Source organism: Staphylococcus sp. GDY8P57P (assembly GCF_017892585.1).
Lineage (GTDB): Bacteria > Bacillota > Bacilli > Staphylococcales > Staphylococcaceae > Staphylococcus > Staphylococcus borealis.
On sequence record NZ_JAESLK010000018.1, the window covers coordinates 247,544 to 265,247 of the forward strand.

General features: G+C 35.0%; 17 protein-coding genes and 1 riboswitch. Of the genes, 4 read left to right on the forward strand and 13 right to left on the reverse strand.

Going from position 1 to position 17,704, the window contains the following annotated elements; genetic code table 11:
• Positions 1-7: 7 nt before the first annotated feature.
• The gene (locus tag KA878_RS06450) at positions 8-1,180 is read right to left on the reverse strand and encodes a class I SAM-dependent rRNA methyltransferase (RefSeq protein WP_193839527.1); all 1,173 of its coding nucleotides are present in this window, start codon (positions 1,178-1,180) and stop codon (positions 8-10) included.
• A 187-nt stretch (positions 1,181-1,367) separates the two neighbouring features.
• Positions 1,368-2,663, reverse strand: coding sequence for a lipoteichoic acid stability factor AuxA (auxA, locus tag KA878_RS06455; RefSeq protein WP_053019386.1), 1,296 nt, complete (start codon positions 2,661-2,663; stop codon positions 1,368-1,370).
• A 149-nt stretch (positions 2,664-2,812) separates the two neighbouring features.
• On the opposite strand from auxA, the gene graF reads away from it, so the two are divergent.
• The 4 genes from graF (at position 2,813) to KA878_RS06475 (ending at position 6,382) form a co-directional block, all read left to right on the forward strand.
• Positions 2,813-2,932: a glycopeptide resistance-associated protein GraF gene (graF, locus tag KA878_RS06460; RefSeq protein ID WP_011276152.1), complete on the forward strand. Its 120-nt coding sequence runs from the start codon at positions 2,813-2,815 to the stop codon at positions 2,930-2,932.
• A 467-nt stretch (positions 2,933-3,399) separates the two neighbouring features.
• Positions 3,400-3,499, forward strand: a riboswitch (TPP riboswitch).
• A gap of 89 nt (positions 3,500-3,588) precedes the next feature.
• Positions 3,589-4,164: an ECF transporter S component gene (locus KA878_RS06465; RefSeq protein ID WP_053017839.1), complete on the forward strand. Its 576-nt coding sequence runs from the start codon at positions 3,589-3,591 to the stop codon at positions 4,162-4,164.
• A 12-nt stretch (positions 4,165-4,176) separates the two neighbouring features.
• Entirely contained in the window at positions 4,177-5,580 is a 1,404-nt protein-coding gene (locus tag KA878_RS06470) for an ABC transporter ATP-binding protein (protein WP_193839528.1), read from the forward strand.
• Positions 5,573-6,382, forward strand: coding sequence for an energy-coupling factor transporter transmembrane component T family protein (locus KA878_RS06475; protein WP_193839529.1), 810 nt, complete (start codon positions 5,573-5,575; stop codon positions 6,380-6,382). Before KA878_RS06470 ends, KA878_RS06475 begins: the two co-directional genes overlap by 8 nt.
• A gap of 49 nt (positions 6,383-6,431) precedes the next feature.
• On the opposite strand, the gene purD is transcribed toward KA878_RS06475, so the two are convergent.
• The 11 genes from purD to purE are packed head-to-tail and all read right to left on the reverse strand — an operon-like array spanning position 6,432 to position 17,670.
• Positions 6,432-7,673, reverse strand: a complete 1,242-nt coding sequence (purD, locus tag KA878_RS06480) for a phosphoribosylamine--glycine ligase (protein WP_193839530.1) — start codon at positions 7,671-7,673, stop codon at positions 6,432-6,434.
• Between the two features lie 33 nt (positions 7,674-7,706).
• Entirely contained in the window at positions 7,707-9,185 is a 1,479-nt protein-coding gene (gene purH, locus KA878_RS06485; protein WP_070855171.1) for a bifunctional phosphoribosylaminoimidazolecarboxamide formyltransferase/IMP cyclohydrolase, read from the reverse strand.
• A gap of 15 nt (positions 9,186-9,200) precedes the next feature.
• Complete coding sequence (purN, locus tag KA878_RS06490; protein WP_193839531.1) at positions 9,201-9,767, reverse strand: phosphoribosylglycinamide formyltransferase; 567 nt, start codon at positions 9,765-9,767, stop codon at positions 9,201-9,203.
• Positions 9,767-10,798, reverse strand: coding sequence for a phosphoribosylformylglycinamidine cyclo-ligase (gene purM, locus KA878_RS06495; RefSeq protein WP_193839532.1), 1,032 nt, complete (start codon positions 10,796-10,798; stop codon positions 9,767-9,769). The genes purN and purM overlap by 1 nt, the downstream gene beginning before the upstream one ends.
• A complete protein-coding gene (purF, locus tag KA878_RS06500; protein WP_075108521.1) occupies positions 10,791-12,275 on the reverse strand; it encodes an amidophosphoribosyltransferase in 1,485 nt (494 codons plus the stop codon). The genes purM and purF overlap by 8 nt, the downstream gene beginning before the upstream one ends.
• Positions 12,254-14,443, reverse strand: a complete 2,190-nt coding sequence (gene purL, locus KA878_RS06505) for a phosphoribosylformylglycinamidine synthase subunit PurL (RefSeq protein WP_193839533.1) — start codon at positions 14,441-14,443, stop codon at positions 12,254-12,256. Before purL ends, purF begins: the two co-directional genes overlap by 22 nt.
• Positions 14,436-15,107, reverse strand: coding sequence for a phosphoribosylformylglycinamidine synthase subunit PurQ (purQ, locus tag KA878_RS06510; protein ID WP_053029132.1), 672 nt, complete (start codon positions 15,105-15,107; stop codon positions 14,436-14,438). The genes purL and purQ overlap by 8 nt, the downstream gene beginning before the upstream one ends.
• 1 nt (position 15,108) lies before the next feature.
• Positions 15,109-15,369 (reverse strand): phosphoribosylformylglycinamidine synthase subunit PurS, encoded by a 261-nt coding sequence (gene purS, locus KA878_RS06515; RefSeq protein ID WP_033079949.1) that lies wholly within the window; start codon positions 15,367-15,369, stop codon positions 15,109-15,111.
• Positions 15,369-16,073 (reverse strand): phosphoribosylaminoimidazolesuccinocarboxamide synthase, encoded by a 705-nt coding sequence (purC, locus tag KA878_RS06520; protein WP_075108525.1) that lies wholly within the window; start codon positions 16,071-16,073, stop codon positions 15,369-15,371. The genes purS and purC overlap by 1 nt, the downstream gene beginning before the upstream one ends.
• Positions 16,074-16,076: 3 nt before the next feature.
• A complete protein-coding gene (gene purK / locus KA878_RS06525) occupies positions 16,077-17,201 on the reverse strand; it encodes a 5-(carboxyamino)imidazole ribonucleotide synthase (protein ID WP_075108526.1) in 1,125 nt (374 codons plus the stop codon).
• Complete coding sequence (gene purE / locus KA878_RS06530) at positions 17,188-17,670, reverse strand: 5-(carboxyamino)imidazole ribonucleotide mutase (RefSeq protein WP_075108527.1); 483 nt, start codon at positions 17,668-17,670, stop codon at positions 17,188-17,190. The genes purK and purE overlap by 14 nt, the downstream gene beginning before the upstream one ends.
• Positions 17,671-17,704 lie beyond the last annotated feature (34 nt).

The following is a 17,704-nucleotide window of genomic DNA, read 5'->3' on the forward strand; positions in this document are numbered from 1 at the left end:
TAATGATTTAATGCTTGATATTAATAAATACAGCTTTTAAGTATTTTGACGGCTTATAGTGTGGGTGCGTTTTAAAATCCTTAGGCAACCCCATAACTTCCTCAATATCATATGCTACATCTGCTTCATTAAGTGTAGTTTTAATAACATTTTTAAAGGCTTTCAATGAAAAAGCACTTGAATTTGTACATAATAATAGAGACCCATTTGGAGCAAGTATATTTAATGCACCATTAATTAAATCATCGTAATTCTTTTGTACTGAAAATGTCTTCTTCTTATTACGAGCAAAACTCGGTGGATCAATCACAATCGTATCGTATACTTTGCCGTGTCGCGCAGCATAATTGTAAAAATCAAATGTATCCATTACATAAATATACTGGCTCTTAGGATCAATACCATTTAAACCAAAGTTTTCTTCCGTTAAACTACGTGAACGATTGGCTAAATCCACACTTGTTGTTGTAGTCGCATTTTTAGCAGCTACAACCGAAAATGCACCAGTATAACTAAATAAATTAAGTATATGCTTATCTTTTGCAAAGTGGTCTCGTAATTTCTTTCTGACTTCTTTTTGATCTAGGAAAATGCCTGTCATCAAGCCATCATCTAAATCTACATTATAAAATGTGAAATTTTCCTCTATAACTATTGGAAATTCAGGCGTTTCTCCTAATACATGTCCACCTGTATATTCAGAATCTTTAAAACGCATTTTTTCAAAAATTGACTTAAATGGAAATACTTTCTGAATCGCTTCAATGACATTATAGCGGAATTTATATATTCCTTTTGAGTACCATTGAATCAATAAATGGCCATCGTAGTTGTCAATCGTTAATCCACCAACGCCATCGCCTTCTGCATTGAATAATCTAAACGCATTAGTACCTTCGATATGATAATAATAGTCACGTTCTTGTAATGCAATTTCAAATCTTTTTTCGAAAAAAGATGTATTAATTGTTTCATTTTGATCGTAGCTTAATATCCAACCTAGCCCCTTATGTTGGCGTCCAACATATGCGGTTGCAATGTACTGTTCTTGACCATTCATAATGTAAAATAAGTCGCCTTCTTTTAAATGATCATTGTTATAAATATCCGCTTCATCTACTAGCGGATAGTAATTCAAATACTTTGTTTCTTTACCTCTATTTAATGTGGCTATTTTCATTTTCAAACGCTCCTATTTAGATTGTTTTAAGTTTGAATTTTATACAATACTCTCGTTATCATTCAACACTAGTTTAACAAATATAAAATTATCATTACACAAAACAACATTAAACAAAAAAGGCGGAACGTGAAGTCTATTTCGTCACCATAGATTTCACGTTACCACCTTATCAAAATTAAACGCATTAAGGTCTTTCTCTCAATTGTAACGTAAATGCGATAATAACCGCTATCAACATTAAGATTAACGTTGGAGTTATAAAGATTGATAATAATAATCCATGAATCATAATGTTTACAAATTCAGTTAACAATTTAAAGAATAGAATACTAACCATAAAGAGTTGTAAATAATAATATTTACCTCTTAAGAAATGTGTAAATGTCGTTGCAATATAAGTGATAATAACTAGCATTAATAATAATAAAGTTACCCATTCAACAACATATTGTGTTTGAGATAGTTCCCATTCACCTGATACAAATAAAGCATTTCTGTTATTAAATTCAATAAATGTAAATAGGAATAAAATGAAACCACAGAATATTTCTACATACGCTGGTTTAATCCATTTCGGCCGTCTCATCCAATTAGGAATATCATCTTCTTCAATATTAAATACATTTTTGAATTTATTCTTAAATTTATCACGTTTTGATCTGATTTTTTCTAAATCGACACTTCTTCTCGTCTTACGTGCATATTCTGATGTTTTATCTTGAAGCTGTTTAAAATGAACTTTAGACTGATTCGAAACATTTCCTTTACTTGTTCTTGATAATTCTGGTTCTTCTTCTCCCAATTCTTCTTTAGTCAATGGTAAGGATCTTCTTAAGAATAAGAAATTCCAAATTGAAGCTTGCGCTAATAACCACATTACTAAGAAAAATGTATTTACACTTAAAATATCTATTGGTGCAATTTCATTGGCATCAATTTTGCCGTATAAAGAAATTTGAGTAATTAAATAACTTATTCCATAAGAAAAGATAATCCATAAGTAATGATTTTTTCTATTAGCAACATTAAGTTCATCTTTATATACAATGTAGCCTGTGTGAATAATAAAAGGAATAATAAAAATAATTGCCCAAAAACTATATACTTGAGTCATTAAAGTAATTGAAATGAGGAAGTATAAAATCCCAATAATTAAAAAGAAAATTGAGATGTCGTAATCATATTTCGTAGTTCTATATAATGCATAACCAATAAGCATTACAAGAATACCAAACAGAATAATTATGACTGCACTAATAATAGGAAAGTTGCCTATGAACCTACTCATCACTCTAATAATTTCACTGAAGAATGCATTAAGGAAATCCCATAAATTATGAATTTTTAATTCAACTTTATCTTTATCCTTTAATTGATTAATTAAAGGTAAATTTATAAGTATTATGAGACCCGTGAAGAGTGAAACGATACCGACAATATAACTAAAAATAATCTCGGTGTGTTTCTTAAGAAAAGACATACTGTTCACCTCAAAATTCATTATATAGTAAGATGTTAATCTTGTCTTTATTAAACAATAAAATACATCTTGAGACCTATATAAGTTTATCCTAGTTTTATATGGGTAAACTTAAATTGTAAACATTAATCTAACAAGGAGTGTTCATTATGACAAACGAAGATGCTAAAAAAGCAAAAGAAGTAGAAGAAAAATTAAAAGAACAAAAAGAAGAAAAAACTGATGACATCGAACAAACTAAAAAAGATGTTCAAGACACTTTAGATTAATTACTAAAGCAATTATTTATAAAGGCTACAGTTTCACTCATTCATTTGCGTAGCTAACCGAACTGAGAAGGCGCTTAATTCAAGCTTTTATCAGTTCTAGTCACCCTTGCGGGCGGGGCCCCAACAAAGAGAATTTCATAAAGAAATTCTACAAGCAAAGCAAGTTGGGGTCGGGGCCCCAACAAAGAGAATTTCATCAAGAAATTCTACAAGCAAAGCAAGTTGGGGTCGGGGCCCCAACAAAGAGAATTTCATCAAGAAATTCTACAAACAAAGCAAGCTGGGAGTCGGGGCCCCAACACAAAAAATCACGAAAGTGATTTTACAAGCAAAGCAGGTTGGGGATACGACGAATTTAAAAGAATTCTGTCCCACTCCCATCGATTTTTCTTTCATTTTATTTAATTTAATTAAAATCGCCTTGACATTAATTCATAAAAGTCATACATTTAAAATAAATTAAATATAAAACGCACTAGGGGTGTGTATACTGAGATGAGGTTTTACCTCGAACCCTTTGAACCTGAACTAGTTAAAACTAGCGTAGGAAAGTGTTGCTAATATAAATAATTGTAGTAAATACATATAAAACTTTTTATTTAAATTCACGCACAACTTTCTACGGATGGTTGTGCGTTTTTTTAGGAGGAAATATCATGTCAAAAGGTTTAAAGCTTTCAGAAATCCTTGTAACTGTTCTGATTGCAGTAGTATTTGCGATAATTTATAACTTATGGTGGTTTGCGTATAACGTGGCGCAAGTTGCCGGTGTTCATATTGAACAATTAACATATGGCGTATGGTTTATGGCAGCTATCGTCGCATATTTAATTATTCCTAAACCTGGTATTGCACTTATTGCAGAGTTTGCTGCAGGTGCTGGTGAAACAATTGTTATGGGGAAATTTGATATTCCTACAATTGTATATGCAATTCTTCAAGGTTTAGCTTGTGAAATTATTTTTGCTATTTTTAAATACAAATCTAGATCATTAATGGTTGCTGTATTAGCTGGATTAGCAACTGCATTAATTTCATTTCCAGTTGATTATTATTACGGTTATTTAGCTGAAGTCGCAGGATGGAATCTTCTTTTATTCATTATATTCCGTTCTATTAGCGGTATTGTCATTGCCGGCTTATTATCTTATCTCATTGTTAAAGCATTAGATCAAACAGGTGTGACGAAATTATTCCGCCCTGCTTCTCAAAAAGACTACGACAACCTATAAGGGGAAATTAAAGTGTTAAAAGCGAAAAATTTACGTCTGAAATATCCGAATGGCGAACGTAAAATCTTCGATAATTTGAATATTGAAATTAAAGATAAAGAAAAAGTGCTTTTACTAGGTCCTTCAGGATCTGGTAAAAGCACATTGCTTAATGTTTTAAGTGGCATTGTGCCAAATCTAATTGAGTTACCTATGAAATATGATGAACTTGAAATCGATCCACATTCTGGTGTCATCTTTCAAGATCCAGATACGCAGTTTTGTATGCCTAAAGTGTATGAAGAACTTGCTTTCGTTCTAGAAAATAAACAAGTACCACGCAATGAAATGGACGCACTTATAGAGAATGCTTTAGCATCGGTTGATTTAAATGTTACGGACAATACATTCGTTAATCATCTTAGTGGCGGTATGAAACAAAAGCTCGCTATTGTTGAAACTATTTTACAAGAAGCTAATACGCTTTTCTTAGATGAGCCTACTGCCATGTTAGATGTAGATGCTACAGCTGATTTGTGGCAACGACTTATTCAGTTATGGTCTGATCAAACTGTGCTTATTGTCGAACACAAAGTTGAACATATTTGGGAGCATGTCGATAGAGTCATCTTATTGAATTATGAAGGACAAATCATAGCAGATGGCACACCGGATTACATATTAAAAAACTGTGAGCATTTACTCACTGAATTTGGCGTTTGGCATCCTCATGCTTGGGATCATGCGCCAAAGCCGATTACATTTCCATCTAATGAAGCTGAAACATTATTTACTTTTAAGAATGGTCAAGTTATTCGTGGTAAAAAACAATTATTCCAGACATCCGAATTAAATGTTCATTCTGGAGAATGGATTACGATAACTGGGAAAAATGGTACAGGTAAAACAACACTGTTAGAATCAATGATGCAACTTATAAAATATGAAGGCACGATGGCTTATAAGAATACAATATTGAAGAAAATTAAAGATGCAGCCAAGCATATGTATCTCGTTTATCAAAACCCTGAATTACAATTTATAACAAATTCAGTTTATGAAGAAATATATATACATTATAATCATCAAGAACCTTCAATCGCTGAAAATGAAACGATGAAACTTTTAAAATTATTGCATTTAGAAGCTGTTAAAAACCAACATCCATTTGAATTATCTATGGGTCAGAAACGACGTCTTAGCGTAGCTACTGCACTAAGTTCAAAAGCCGATATCATCTTGCTAGATGAACCAACATTCGGACTGGATAGTCACAATACATTCCAATTGATTGAACTTTTCCAGGAAAGTGTCTCAAGTGGTCAAACCATCATTATGGTTACACACGATCCGGAAATCATTCATCGCTATCCAACACGTCGTTTAATCGTCGAAGATAACCAACTCATTGAAGAGGAAGGTGAATCACATGTTTGAACGTTGGAAGAAACACTATTCCTTTGTAGATGACGTTAATATCATTACGAAACTTTTACTTGGTGTAGCGCTATTCATTTTCATTATATTTGTCCATAATTTTGATTATATGATTTACATTACCATTATTATGTTTTTATTTTTAATGGCATTTAATGGTACGCAGTTTAAAATTACCGGAGCCTTTATTTTAGCCACTGTGCTATTTGCGCTATTATCGTCATTATTTATGATCCTTTATGGCGATGGGACACATATGTTATTTAAATGGGGCATTATTCAAATTAGTACTGAAAGTATTGTACGTGGCTTGCATTTATCATTACGTACAATTACAGTGTCGATGTTTGGTATTTTATTGGCCCTCACATCCGAAATTGTCATGATTTTTTATAGCCTAATGCAACATTTAAAAGTAAAACCTAAAATTGCATATGCGTTTATGGCTGCAATCAGAATGGTCCCTCTCATTTTCACATCACTTATTCAATTGAGACGTTCGCTTAAAATGCGTTATCAAATGATTGATGTTTCAAATTATAGAGGGCTTAAACGTCTAAAACATTTATTAATACCTATCTTAAGTCAAAATATCCGTCGTGCGCATCAACTGTCTGTTGCGATGGAATCTAAAGGCTTCAAAGATGGTCCAAGAACATATTATTATAAAGCACCGTTTTCTTATAAAGATATTTTATTTGTAATTTGCGTTGTGGCCATATTAATCATCGCATTTTATCTTTCACAATACTTCCCTATCACTGGGATTACTGACGCGCGTGTATCAGGTTATACCTCATAAAAAAATAGGGCGTATCACTGTTCATCAGGATACGCCCTATTTTTTACATTTACTTATTCAATGCCTTATTTCCAATATCATGACGATAAAATAGGTTATCACTCTTAATTTTTTCTACATTGTTATACGCTACATTCTGTGCATCTTCAATTGTTGCACCTTTTCCAAGAGCTAATATCACTCTGCCTCCTGAAGTAACAAAAGCATCATCTTGTTTACGTAAACCACTTACGAAATAAGTATCATTCAATTCAAACCCAGTTACTTTAGCACCTTTAGCGTAACTTCCTGGATAACCCTTAGAGGCTAACATAACTCCCACGACATAGTCATCTTGCCATTGGAATCGAATTGGTTCTTTGCGATCTAAGGCAACGATTTGAGCCATTAAATCACTCTCTAATCGACTTAACAATACTTGTGCCTCTGGGTCTCCAAAGCGTGCATTAAATTCAATCACTTTGGGTCCTTCAGATGTTAAAATCGCACCAATATAAAGTAATCCAAAGTAATCATAACCTTCTGCTTTCATCGCTTTCGCAATGGGTTGTGCAATTTCTTTATTTGTACGTGTTAAGACATCGTCAGTAATATGAGGCACTGGACAATATGCACCCATGCCACCAGTGTTAGGTCCTTCATCATGATCAAAGGCACGTTTATGGTCTTGAGCAATACAATCAAACGGAACTGCATATTCACCATTAATGAAGGTCATTAAAGAGAATTCTTCACCCTCTAAAAATTGCTCAAATACCACTTTACCCTGCTCTTTAGGATATAGTGTTTCAACCGCTTCTTTCGCCGCTTCACGTGTATTAGCGATAATAACACCTTTACCAGCTGCTAAGCCATCTTTCTTAGCTACGATAGGTAAATCACAATGTTTTATATAGTCGAGTGCTTCTGCTTTAGAATTCACTTCTTTATAATCCGCAGTTGGAATATTATATTTTTCCATTAATTGTTTAGCAAATAGTTTAGACCCTTCTATTTGAGCCGCGTCCTTATTTGGACCAAATACCTTTACATTAGCTTGTCGTAATTGATCTGGTAACCCATCAATTAATGGTTGTTCCGGTCCTACAATTACCCATTCAATATTCTTTTCTTGAACAAAGTTTAAGATGGCTTCATGATCACTTTCTGCAATGTCAGTATGCACTTCTGCAACATTAACCATAGCGTCATTACCTGGAATTGCGTGTAATTGATCAATTAATGGTGATTGACGCAATTTATTAGCTAAAGCGTGTTCGCGGCCACCCGCTCCGATAACTAAAACATTCATCATTATTACCCCTTCCATTATTTAAATGACAAATTAATGCTTGAAGTGACGCATACCAGTTGTCACCATAGCAATGCCATATTTATTCGCCATATCAATTGAATCTTGGTCTTTAATTGAACCACCCGGTTGAATAATAGCTTTAATACCATGCTGTGCAGCCAATTCAACGGTATCATCCATTGGGAAAAAACCATCTGAAACTAGGGCAACATTGTCATTGATTTCTATTGCACGCTCTAACGCAATTTTTGCAGAGCCAACACGATTCATTTGACCTGCACCAATCCCTACCGTTTGTTTCGTATTACTCAAGATGACAGCATTACTTTTTACAGAAGGGATTACTTTCCAACCTAATAGCATCGCATCCCACTGATCGTCGGTAGGTGCCTTGTCAGTTACAACTTTCATATCTTCTTTAGCAACTTCAAAGTTATCTTTGTCTTGAACTAAATAGCCACCAGATACAGAAACAAATTCTTCTTCACGATTATCAATCGTCATATCAATTTCAAGCAAACGGATATTTTTCTTTTGCGTTAGAATATCTAAAGCTTCATCTGTAAATCGTGGCGCGATGACCACCTCTAGGAATATCGCATGCAACGTTTCTGCTAATTCAGCAGTCACTGTTCTATTTAATGCGATAATGCCACCAAAAATAGATTGGTTATCTGCATCATAAGCATGTTTAAACGCAATTTCAATATTGTCGCCAATACCTACACCACAAGGGTTCATATGTTTAACAGCAACAGCAGCTGGTTCACTAAACTTCTTCACAAGTGAAAGTGCTGAATCCGCATCTTTAATATTATTAAAGCTTAACGCTTTACCATGTAATTGTTTAGCACCTGCAATAGTATGTTTACTATTCGAGGTACGAACAAAGCGTGCTGATTGTTGAGGATTCTCTCCATATCTTAATTGTTCGCTATCTCCTTTAAAGAAGCTTACAATAGCATGATCATATTCATTTGTATGTGTAAATACTTTTATCATTAATGCTTTACGGTACGCTTCATCTAGTCGATCTTCTTTTATACGTTCGATGACTTCATTATAATCAGATGGGTGTACAATTGTCGTTACATGCTTAAAGTTTTTAGCTGCAGCACGTAGCATCGTAGGTCCGCCAATATCAATGTTTTCAATTGCTTCTGCTTCAGTCACATCAGGATTTTCAACCGTTTTTTGAAAAGGATATAAATTTACTACCACCATATCGATTAAATCAATATGTTGTTCTGATAATTGTTCTAAATGTTCAGGTTTATCTCTATCCGCTAAAATACCACCATGTACCGCTGGGTGTAATGTTTTAACACGGCCATCCATAATTTCGGGAAATTGTGTTAACTCTGAAACAGATTTCACTGGTACAGAAGCATCTTCTAAAGCACCTTTAGTTCCTCCAGTTGAATAAAGTTCATAATCTAATTTGATTAACGATTTAGCAAATTCCACTATTCCACTTTTGTTTGAGACACTTAAAATTGCTTTTTTCATGATTAGCTTAACTCCTTATTTAATAACTTTAGCTATAACACTTGGATAAAGTTCGTATTCTAATTGTTTAACACGTTCTTCCAATTCTTCTTTAGTATCGTCCGATTTAATATCACATTGTCGTTGATCAATAATTTCTCCCGTATCCATGCCACTATCTACATAATGAACCGTTGAACCAGTAATCTTATCACCGCTATTAAATGCTTGCCCTATAGCATCTTTCCCCTTATATTTCGGTAACAATGATGGATGGATATTTAAAATTTTACCTTCATATGCTTCTAATAAGTCAGGCCCAATTAATCGCATATAGCCAGCAAGGATAATCCATTCTACTTCTTCGCGTTGTAACAACTTAATTACATGTTGTTCATAAGCTGCTTTTGATTCGAAATCTTTAGGTTCATTAATATTGACAGCTACTTTTAATTGTTCAGCACGTTTGATGCAGTATGCATCGTGATGATCAGTATATAAAGATGTAATTTCTATATTATTGAGTTCCCCTTTATCTGCGCATAATACAATATTTTCGAAATTACTACCTGAACCAGATGCAAATATTGCTACTTTAGCCACTACTCTACCCCCTCGAGATGAATAGGCGTGTCTTTGTCTTCAACAATTTCACCTATTTCGAAAGCAGATATACCCTCTTGTTTTAAAATATCAAGTGTTTGCGCAACATCTTTTTTATCGATTATGACAGTGAAACCAATCCCCATATTAAAGACATTGTACATTTCTTTAGTATCTATATTGGCTTGTTGTTGTAGCCAATTAAATACGTTTGGTGTTGGAAATGCTTGTGTATCAATGTTAGCTGCTAAACCTTCTGGTAACCCACGTGGAATATTTTCATAAAAACCACCACCAGTGATATGATTCATTCCTTTAATTTGAACAGCTTTTTTTAGAGCAAGAATAGGTTTTACATAGAGCTGCGTTGGTGCTAGAAACGTTTCTAAGTACGAACGACCATCAAAGTCATCATTTAAATCAATCCCTGATTCTTTAATTAATTTACGCACCAAACTATAACCATTAGAATGAATCCCATTTGAAGCTAAACCAATAATGGCTTGTCCAGCTTCAATCGCTGAGCCATCAATGTATGCGTCTTTCTCAACTGCACCCACAGCAAACCCAGCAAGATCGTACTCACCTTCGTGGTACATCTCACCCATTTCTGCCGTTTCACCACCAATAAGTGCGGTATTTGTTTCTTCACAACCATCACTGACGCCTTTTACGATTTGTTCAATCACTTCTGGGACAACTTTATTTGTTGCAATATAATCTAAAAAGTATAGTGGTTCCGCACCCGTAGTTAAAATATCATTCACGCACATTGCAACCGCATCTATACCGATGGTGTCATGTTTGTCATGATCTATAGCCAATTTTAATTTAGTCCCTACACCATCTGTGCCAGAAACTAAGACGGGTGCTTTCATATTTAATTGAGATAAATCAAAAGTAGCACCAAATCCACCTAAACCACCTAATACTTCTTTACGCATCGTACGTTTCACATGACTCGACATTCTCTCAACTGCTTCATAACCTGCATGAATATCAACACCTGATTGTTCGTATGCTTTAGACATGAATATTACCCTCTCTATCAAAGTAGTGTTTATGATTATTGATATAATCTTGTTGACGTTGACTTAAGTTCTTATAATATTTCTCTTCATAATCAAACAGTCCTGCTGGATAGTCACCTGTAAAGCTCTCTACACATAATCCGCTATATGGCGCATCATAATTCAACCCAATTGATTCGATTAAACCGTCTACACTTAAATAAGATAGCGAGTCTGCACCGATATAATCACAAATTTCTTCAGGTGACTTGCTTGCTGAAATAAGTTCGGCAGTCGTTGAAACATCAATTCCGTAAAAGCTAGGAAACATAAATTCTGGTGAAGCAATTCTGACATGCACTTCTTTAGCTCCAGAATCTTTTAACATTCTGACAATACGCTTGCTCGTTGTGCCACGTACAATTGAATCGTCAACTAAGACAATGCGCTTTCCTTCTACGATATCTTTAACTGCTGATAATTTAACTCGAACACCTTGTTCCCTTAACTCTTGTGTCGGTTGAATAAATGTGCGAGCAACATATTGATTTTTTACTAAGCCCATTTCATAAGGTAAATGACTTTCTTCAGCATAGCCACTTGCCGCTGATAATGAGGAGTTGGGTACACCGATGACCATATCTGCATCTGCAGGGCTTTCTTGTGCTAATTTCTTTCCAGATGCTTTACGTACTGCGTGGACATTTTTACCCGCGATGGTTGAATCAGGTCGCGCAAAATAAATGTATTCCATCGCTGATATAGCTGTATTCGTATGACTTGTATATGATTTAACCTCAATACCTTCATCGTTAATCACAACGTATTCTCCAGCATGAATGTCTTGCACATATTCTGCACCTAATACATCAATGGCACATGTTTCACTAGCTAAGATGTATGTACCGTCTTGCATTTTGCCAACGACTAACGGACGAATCGCATTAGGGTCAACAGCGCCATATAATGCATCTTTAGTAAGAATTGCAAAGGTGAAGCCACCTTTAATTTGGCGTAAACTTTCTTTTAATGCTTCTTCAAAAGTGGGTGCCTTACTTCTACGTATTAAATGCATAATCACTTCTGTGTCGGATGATGAATGGAATATCGCACCGTGTTTTTCCAAATATTGACGCAATGTCTGTGCATTAATTAAATTACCATTATGACAAATCGCAACACTCATATCGTAAAAGTGATACAAGAATGGTTGTATATTTTCAATACCTTTATTACCTGAAGTCGCATAGCGAACATGGCCAATAGCGTTGTGACCATCTTTAAGTTGATCCATTTGGTCACCTTTAATAGCTTCTGTTAACAATCCAAGACCACGTTCACCTTTTAAAACTTCTCCATCTGATACAACGATACCTGCACCTTCTTGCCCACGATGTTGCAAACTGTGAAGTCCCATATAAGTCAATTGAGCGGCTTCTGAATGATTCCAAATGCCGAATACACCACATTCCTCGTTTAATCCACTGTAGTTAAACATTGTGCAATTGCTCCTTCCCAACTTTCTTTAATATCTGAGACTTTTTCAACAATCGAACTTTGAGCATTCGTTACTTTAAATTCATCAACATCTGTTAATTGACCAATTTCTATAGCATCGTCAATATTTAAAGCCTGACCTTCTTTAACAGCAATGATATATCGACCTTGCGTTTCACTAAACAATTGCGCATCTGTAAGATCAACTGAAGCTTCTAACCCTAAACTGTAGTGTGCACTTAAGCGTGCTAAAGTGATTAATAAACCACCTTTACCTACTGTTTGTACGTGTGAAGCCACGCCATTTCGAATCGCATTTTTAACCGCTTCTCCTTTAGCAACTTCATCACTTAAATCAATCGCTTCAAATTCATGATTCACTTTACCGTACAATAATTTTTCAATTTGACTACCGCCAAAGTCATCTCTTGTTTCACCAACTAAATACAATTTATGGCCAGCTTCAGGGTGGAAGTCATTAAGGTAATCAATATCTTCAATTAATCCAACCATTCCTACGACAGGCGTTGGGAAAATGGATGTGCCACGTGTTTCGTTATAAAGAGAAACGTTACCTGAAACAACGGGTGTTTTTAATACTTCACACGCTTCTGACATGCCCTTCGTTGAATCAATCAATTGTTGATAAATTTCTTTCTTTTCTGGTGAACCATAGTTTAAGCAATCTGTCATAGCTAGTGGTGTAGCACCTACAGCAATTAAATTACGATACGCTTCTGCAACGACCATTTTCCCACCCTCATACGGTTGGTTAAATACGTAACGTGCTTCACCGTCTATCGTAGATGCAATAGCTTTATTCGTACCTTCTACACGAACAACTGATGACTGTAGTCCAGGTTTAATAATCGTATTTGCACCAACTTGTTGATCATATTGTTCATATAAATAATGTTTTGAAGCAATTGTTGGGTGTTTTAAAAGTTTTTCAAAGACATCTTGAACATCGATTGAACTATAGTCATTTTTTGATGTGTTGTATTCTTTTTCTTCACCCTCTAGCACATAAACCGGTGCTTCATCTGCAAGAGATTGCACAGGGATATCTGCAAATAGCTCATCTTCATATTTAAGTACGAAGCGGTCAGTGTTCGTTACTTTACCAATTACTGCACTATCTAATTCATGTTTTTCAAATGAATCTAAGAACTTTTGTTCAGTCCCTTTTTCAACGACTAGTAACATTCGTTCTTGTGTTTCAGAAAGCATCATTTCATAAGGTGAAATACCTGGTTCACGTGTAGGCACTTTATCTAAATGTAATTCTAGACCGCTGCCACCTTTAGCTGCCATTTCTGATGATGAAGATGTTAAACCAGCGGCACCCATATCTTGAATACCAACTAATTCGTCGAAAGTAATCGCTTCTAATGTTGCTTCCATAAGTTTTTTACCTACAAATGGATCGCCAATTTGAACAGACGGACGTTTACTTTCACTTTCTTCAGTCAACTCTTCAGACGCAAAAGTGGCACCATGAATACCATCACGACCTGTTTTGAGTCCTACATATATAACCGAGTTACCTTCACCTTTAGCAGTTCCTTTTTGAATCATGTCATGATCAATCACGCCGACACACATAGCATTGACTAACGGATTGCCATCATAACGATCATCAAATTCAATTTCTCCAGCTGTTGTTGGAATACCGATACAATTACCGTAACCGCCAATACCACGGACAACACCTTTAAGTAAACGTTGGTTTTGTTTCACTGACAATTCACCGAAACGCAAGCTATTTAATAAATTAATAGGTCTAGCTCCAATTGATACGATATCTCTAATGATGCCACCTACACCTGTTGCAGCACCTTGATAGGGTTCAATAGCAGATGGATGGTTATGTGATTCAACTTTGAACACAACTGCTTGGTCATCTCCTATATCTACTACACCTGCACCTTCACCAGGTCCCATTAAGACATGTTCACCTGTTGTCGGAAATTGTTTTAAGAATGGTTTAGAGTGTTTATAAGAGCAATGTTCACTCCACATCACTGAGAAGATGCCTACTTCTGTAAAGTTAGGTTCTCTCCCTAATATTTCACACACTTTGTTATATTCCGCGTCACTTAAGCCCATATCTTGATACAATTTTTCAAGCTTAATTTCTTCAATACTAGGTTCGATAAACTTAGACATTTTGTTCCCTCCAACTATTTACCATTGCTTCAAATAATTTCACACCACTATCAGTTCCAAGAATTGTTTCAAGCGCACGTTCTGGGTGTGGCATCATACCACAAACATTACCTGCTTTATTAACAATACCTGCAATATTTTCATGAGAGCCATTTGGATTATCTTCATAAGTTAAGATAATTTGATTATGCTCAATTAATTCATCATATATATCATCTGTACAGTAATAATGACCTTCACCATGTGCAACCGGATAAACGACAATTTCATTCTCACCATATAAATTTGTGAAAGGTGTTTGATTATTGGCAATTTTTAGACTTTCATTTCTGCTAATAAATAAATGAGAATCATTATGAAGCAATGCACCTGGTAATAAACCAATTTCTGTAAGAATTTGGAATCCATTACACACACCAAGAACCGGTTTACCTTCACTTGCTAGACGTTTCACTTCACTAATGATAGGTGCTACACTTGCCATAGCGCCTGAGCGTAAATAGTCACCAAAAGAAAAACCACCTGGAATTAATACGCCATCGTAACCTTCCAATGATGTCTCACGATAGTCAACATATTCTGCTTCAGCACCTGTCTTAATCGCTGCATTGTACATGTCTCTATCACAATTAGATCCTGGGAATACGAGAACTGCAAATTTCATCTTATGCATTCTCCTTTTCATCAACGATTTTATAACTATATTCTTCAATAACAGTGTTTGCGAATAACTTCTCACTTAAAGTAGTAACGATATTATCAACCGCTTCATCAGTTGCTTCATCAACTGTCATGTATAAAACTTTACCTACTCGAATATCATTTACTTGTTTATAACCTAAATCATGTACAGCTCGATTTAATGCTTGCCCTTGCGTATCTAATACTTGTGGTTGTAATGTAATGTGAAGTTCAATCGTTTTCATTATTTTAGTTCCTCCAATTTATTTAAAAATGTTGTATATGTGTCAATAAGTGAACCTGTATCATTTCGATAGACATCTTTGTCAAAGTTAGTGTCAGAATGTTTATCCCAAATACGACATGTATCAGGAGAAATTTCATCAGCTAGTAAGATTTTACCGTCAGATGTCTTACCAAATTCGATTTTGAAATCCACCAATCTTAAATCCATTTCATTCATAAGCTCCATTAATACTTTATTGATATCTTTCGCCATTGTTTTCAATATTTCAATTTCACTATCATTCGCAATATTTAGCAGTTTCACATGATCATCTGTAATTAAAGGATCGTTCAAGTCATCATTTTTATAGAAAAATTCAACTAAAGGCGCTTCAAATTCATGCCCTTTATTAAAACCTAAGCGTTTGGTTATTGAGCCTGTTGCAATGTTACGAACCACCACTTCTAATGGGATAATAGTCACTGCTTCGACTAATTGTTCCGTTTCTGAAAGTTGTTTAATAAAGTGACTTTTAATTCCATGTTGGGCTAAATAGTCGAATATTATAGCGGTAATTTGATTATTTAATCGGCCTTTACCTTCCATTTTGTCTTTTTTTGCACCATTACCAGCCGTAACTTCATCTTTATACTCAACTCTCAATTGACCTTCTTTGTCTGTTGAGAAAATTCTTTTCGCTTTCCCTTCATATAATAGCGTCATTAACTATTCTCTCCCTTCAAACTGTTTGAGCATGTCTTTCTCAGTTTCATTTAAATCATTCGTCAAAATGGTCATATGTCCCATTTTACGGTCAGGCTTGCGTTCTGATTTGCCATAAATGTGCACATGCCATTCAGGATGACTTGAAAACTGTTCTTCTAATAAATCTAAGTCTCGTCCTAACAAATTCATCATGACTGCTGGTTTTAAGATTTCGATTTGTTCTGGTAGCTTTTGACCTGTAACAGCAAGAATATGCGTATCAAATTGTGAATAATCACAGGCTTCAATAGAATAATGTCCTGAATTGTGTGGACGTGGTGCGATCTCATTTACATACAAATGATTTGATTTATCAATAAAGAATTCAACTGTGAATGTACCTACGAAATGAACTTGATCAATAATCTTATTCACTTCATTTCTAGCTTCTTGTTCCTTGTCAGTTCGTGCAGGCACAATGGTTTTAAACAAAATCTGATTACGATGTTCGTTCTCTTGTAGTGGGAAGTACGTAATTTGTTTGTGATTGCCGATTGTAACTGTTAACGAAACTTCAAGTGAAATATCAAGATATTGTTCTGCTACACACTCTTGATTCGTAATAAGTGCTCTAGCTTCTTGGAGCGCTGTTTCATCTTTAACTAAGACTTGTCCTTTGCCGTCATATCCACCAAATCGCGTTTTGACTATAAATGGATAGCCTAAGGTATGAATAGCATCATTTAAATCTTCTTCACTTTTTATAGATAAAAATGGAACGATTTTAGAACCAGCTTGTTCTAATGTTTGTTTTTCAGTCAATCGGTCTTGCAATAATTGAATTGCTTGATAGCCTTGAGGAATATTGAATTGTTGCGTTAAGCGATTAAGTTGCTCAGCAGAAATATTTTCAAACTCATAAGTAATGACATCAGATTTTTCGCCAAGTTCATGTAACGCTTTTTCATCATCGTAAGCAGCAGTGATAAATTCGTGAGCGACAGGTTTACATGGGCTGTCAGGGTTAGGATCTAAACAAATAACTTTGAAACCCATTTTCTGTGCTGATTGAGCCATCATCTTACCTAATTGACCACCACCAATAATGCCAATCGTGTCACCGAACTTTAATTTATTGAAGTTCATTTTGCATTTCACCAACTTTATCTACTAGACTTTGCTCATATTGTTCTAAATGATGACGAACTGTTTCGTTGCCAATACTTAATATTCTTGCAGCCAATATGCCAGCATTTTTAGCACCTGACGTTCCAATTGCAGTTGTAGCTACTGGAATACCACCAGGCATTTGAACAATTGATAATAATGAATCCAGTCCTTTTAAACTTTTCGATTCTATTGGTACACCTATCACAGGTAATGTTGTCATTGATGCAACCATTCCCGGTAAATGCGCTGCGCCACCTGCTCCAGCAATAATGACATCATAGCCATTTTTCTGTGCTTGACTGGCAAATTCATACATTAATTTTGGCGTACGATGTGCCGAAACCACTTTCTTATCGTACGGTATTTCGAATTCGTCTAACATCGCACAACTTTCTTGCATAATCTTCCAATCTGAAGAACTACCCATAATTACCGCTACTTTCACGTTGTACACCCTTTCAAAAGTTTGAAATTTAGAT

Bases quoted from the DNA above. Each gene is read 5' to 3' on its own strand.
- purS (WP_033079949.1), bottom strand. From the start codon at position 15,369: ATGAAAACGATTGAACTTCACATTACATTACAACCACAAGTATTAGAT.
- KA878_RS06475 (WP_193839529.1), top strand. From the start codon at position 5,573: ATGTTTGAACGTTGGAAGAAACACTATTCCTTTGTAGATGACGTTAAT.
- auxA (WP_053019386.1), bottom strand. From the start codon at position 2,663: ATGTCTTTTCTTAAGAAACACACCGAGATTATTTTTAGTTATATTGTC.
- purM (WP_193839532.1), bottom strand. From the start codon at position 10,798: ATGTCTAAAGCATACGAACAATCAGGTGTTGATATTCATGCAGGTTAT.
- purD (WP_193839530.1), bottom strand. From the start codon at position 7,673: ATGAATGTTTTAGTTATCGGAGCGGGTGGCCGCGAACACGCTTTAGCT.
- KA878_RS06465 (WP_053017839.1), top strand. From the start codon at position 3,589: ATGTCAAAAGGTTTAAAGCTTTCAGAAATCCTTGTAACTGTTCTGATT.
- purF (WP_075108521.1), bottom strand. From the start codon at position 12,275: ATGTTTAACTACAGTGGATTAAACGAGGAATGTGGTGTATTCGGCATT.
- KA878_RS06450 (WP_193839527.1), bottom strand. From the start codon at position 1,180: ATGAAAATAGCCACATTAAATAGAGGTAAAGAAACAAAGTATTTGAAT.
- purC (WP_075108525.1), bottom strand. From the start codon at position 16,073: ATGACGCTATTATATGAAGGGAAAGCGAAAAGAATTTTCTCAACAGAC.
- purH (WP_070855171.1), bottom strand. From the start codon at position 9,185: ATGAAAAAAGCAATTTTAAGTGTCTCAAACAAAAGTGGAATAGTGGAA.
- purQ (WP_053029132.1), bottom strand. From the start codon at position 15,107: ATGAAATTTGCAGTTCTCGTATTCCCAGGATCTAATTGTGATAGAGAC.
- purK (WP_075108526.1), bottom strand. From the start codon at position 17,201: ATGAACTTCAATAAATTAAAGTTCGGTGACACGATTGGCATTATTGGT.
- purL (WP_193839533.1), bottom strand. From the start codon at position 14,443: ATGTCTAAGTTTATCGAACCTAGTATTGAAGAAATTAAGCTTGAAAAA.
- graF (WP_011276152.1), top strand. From the start codon at position 2,813: ATGACAAACGAAGATGCTAAAAAAGCAAAAGAAGTAGAAGAAAAATTA.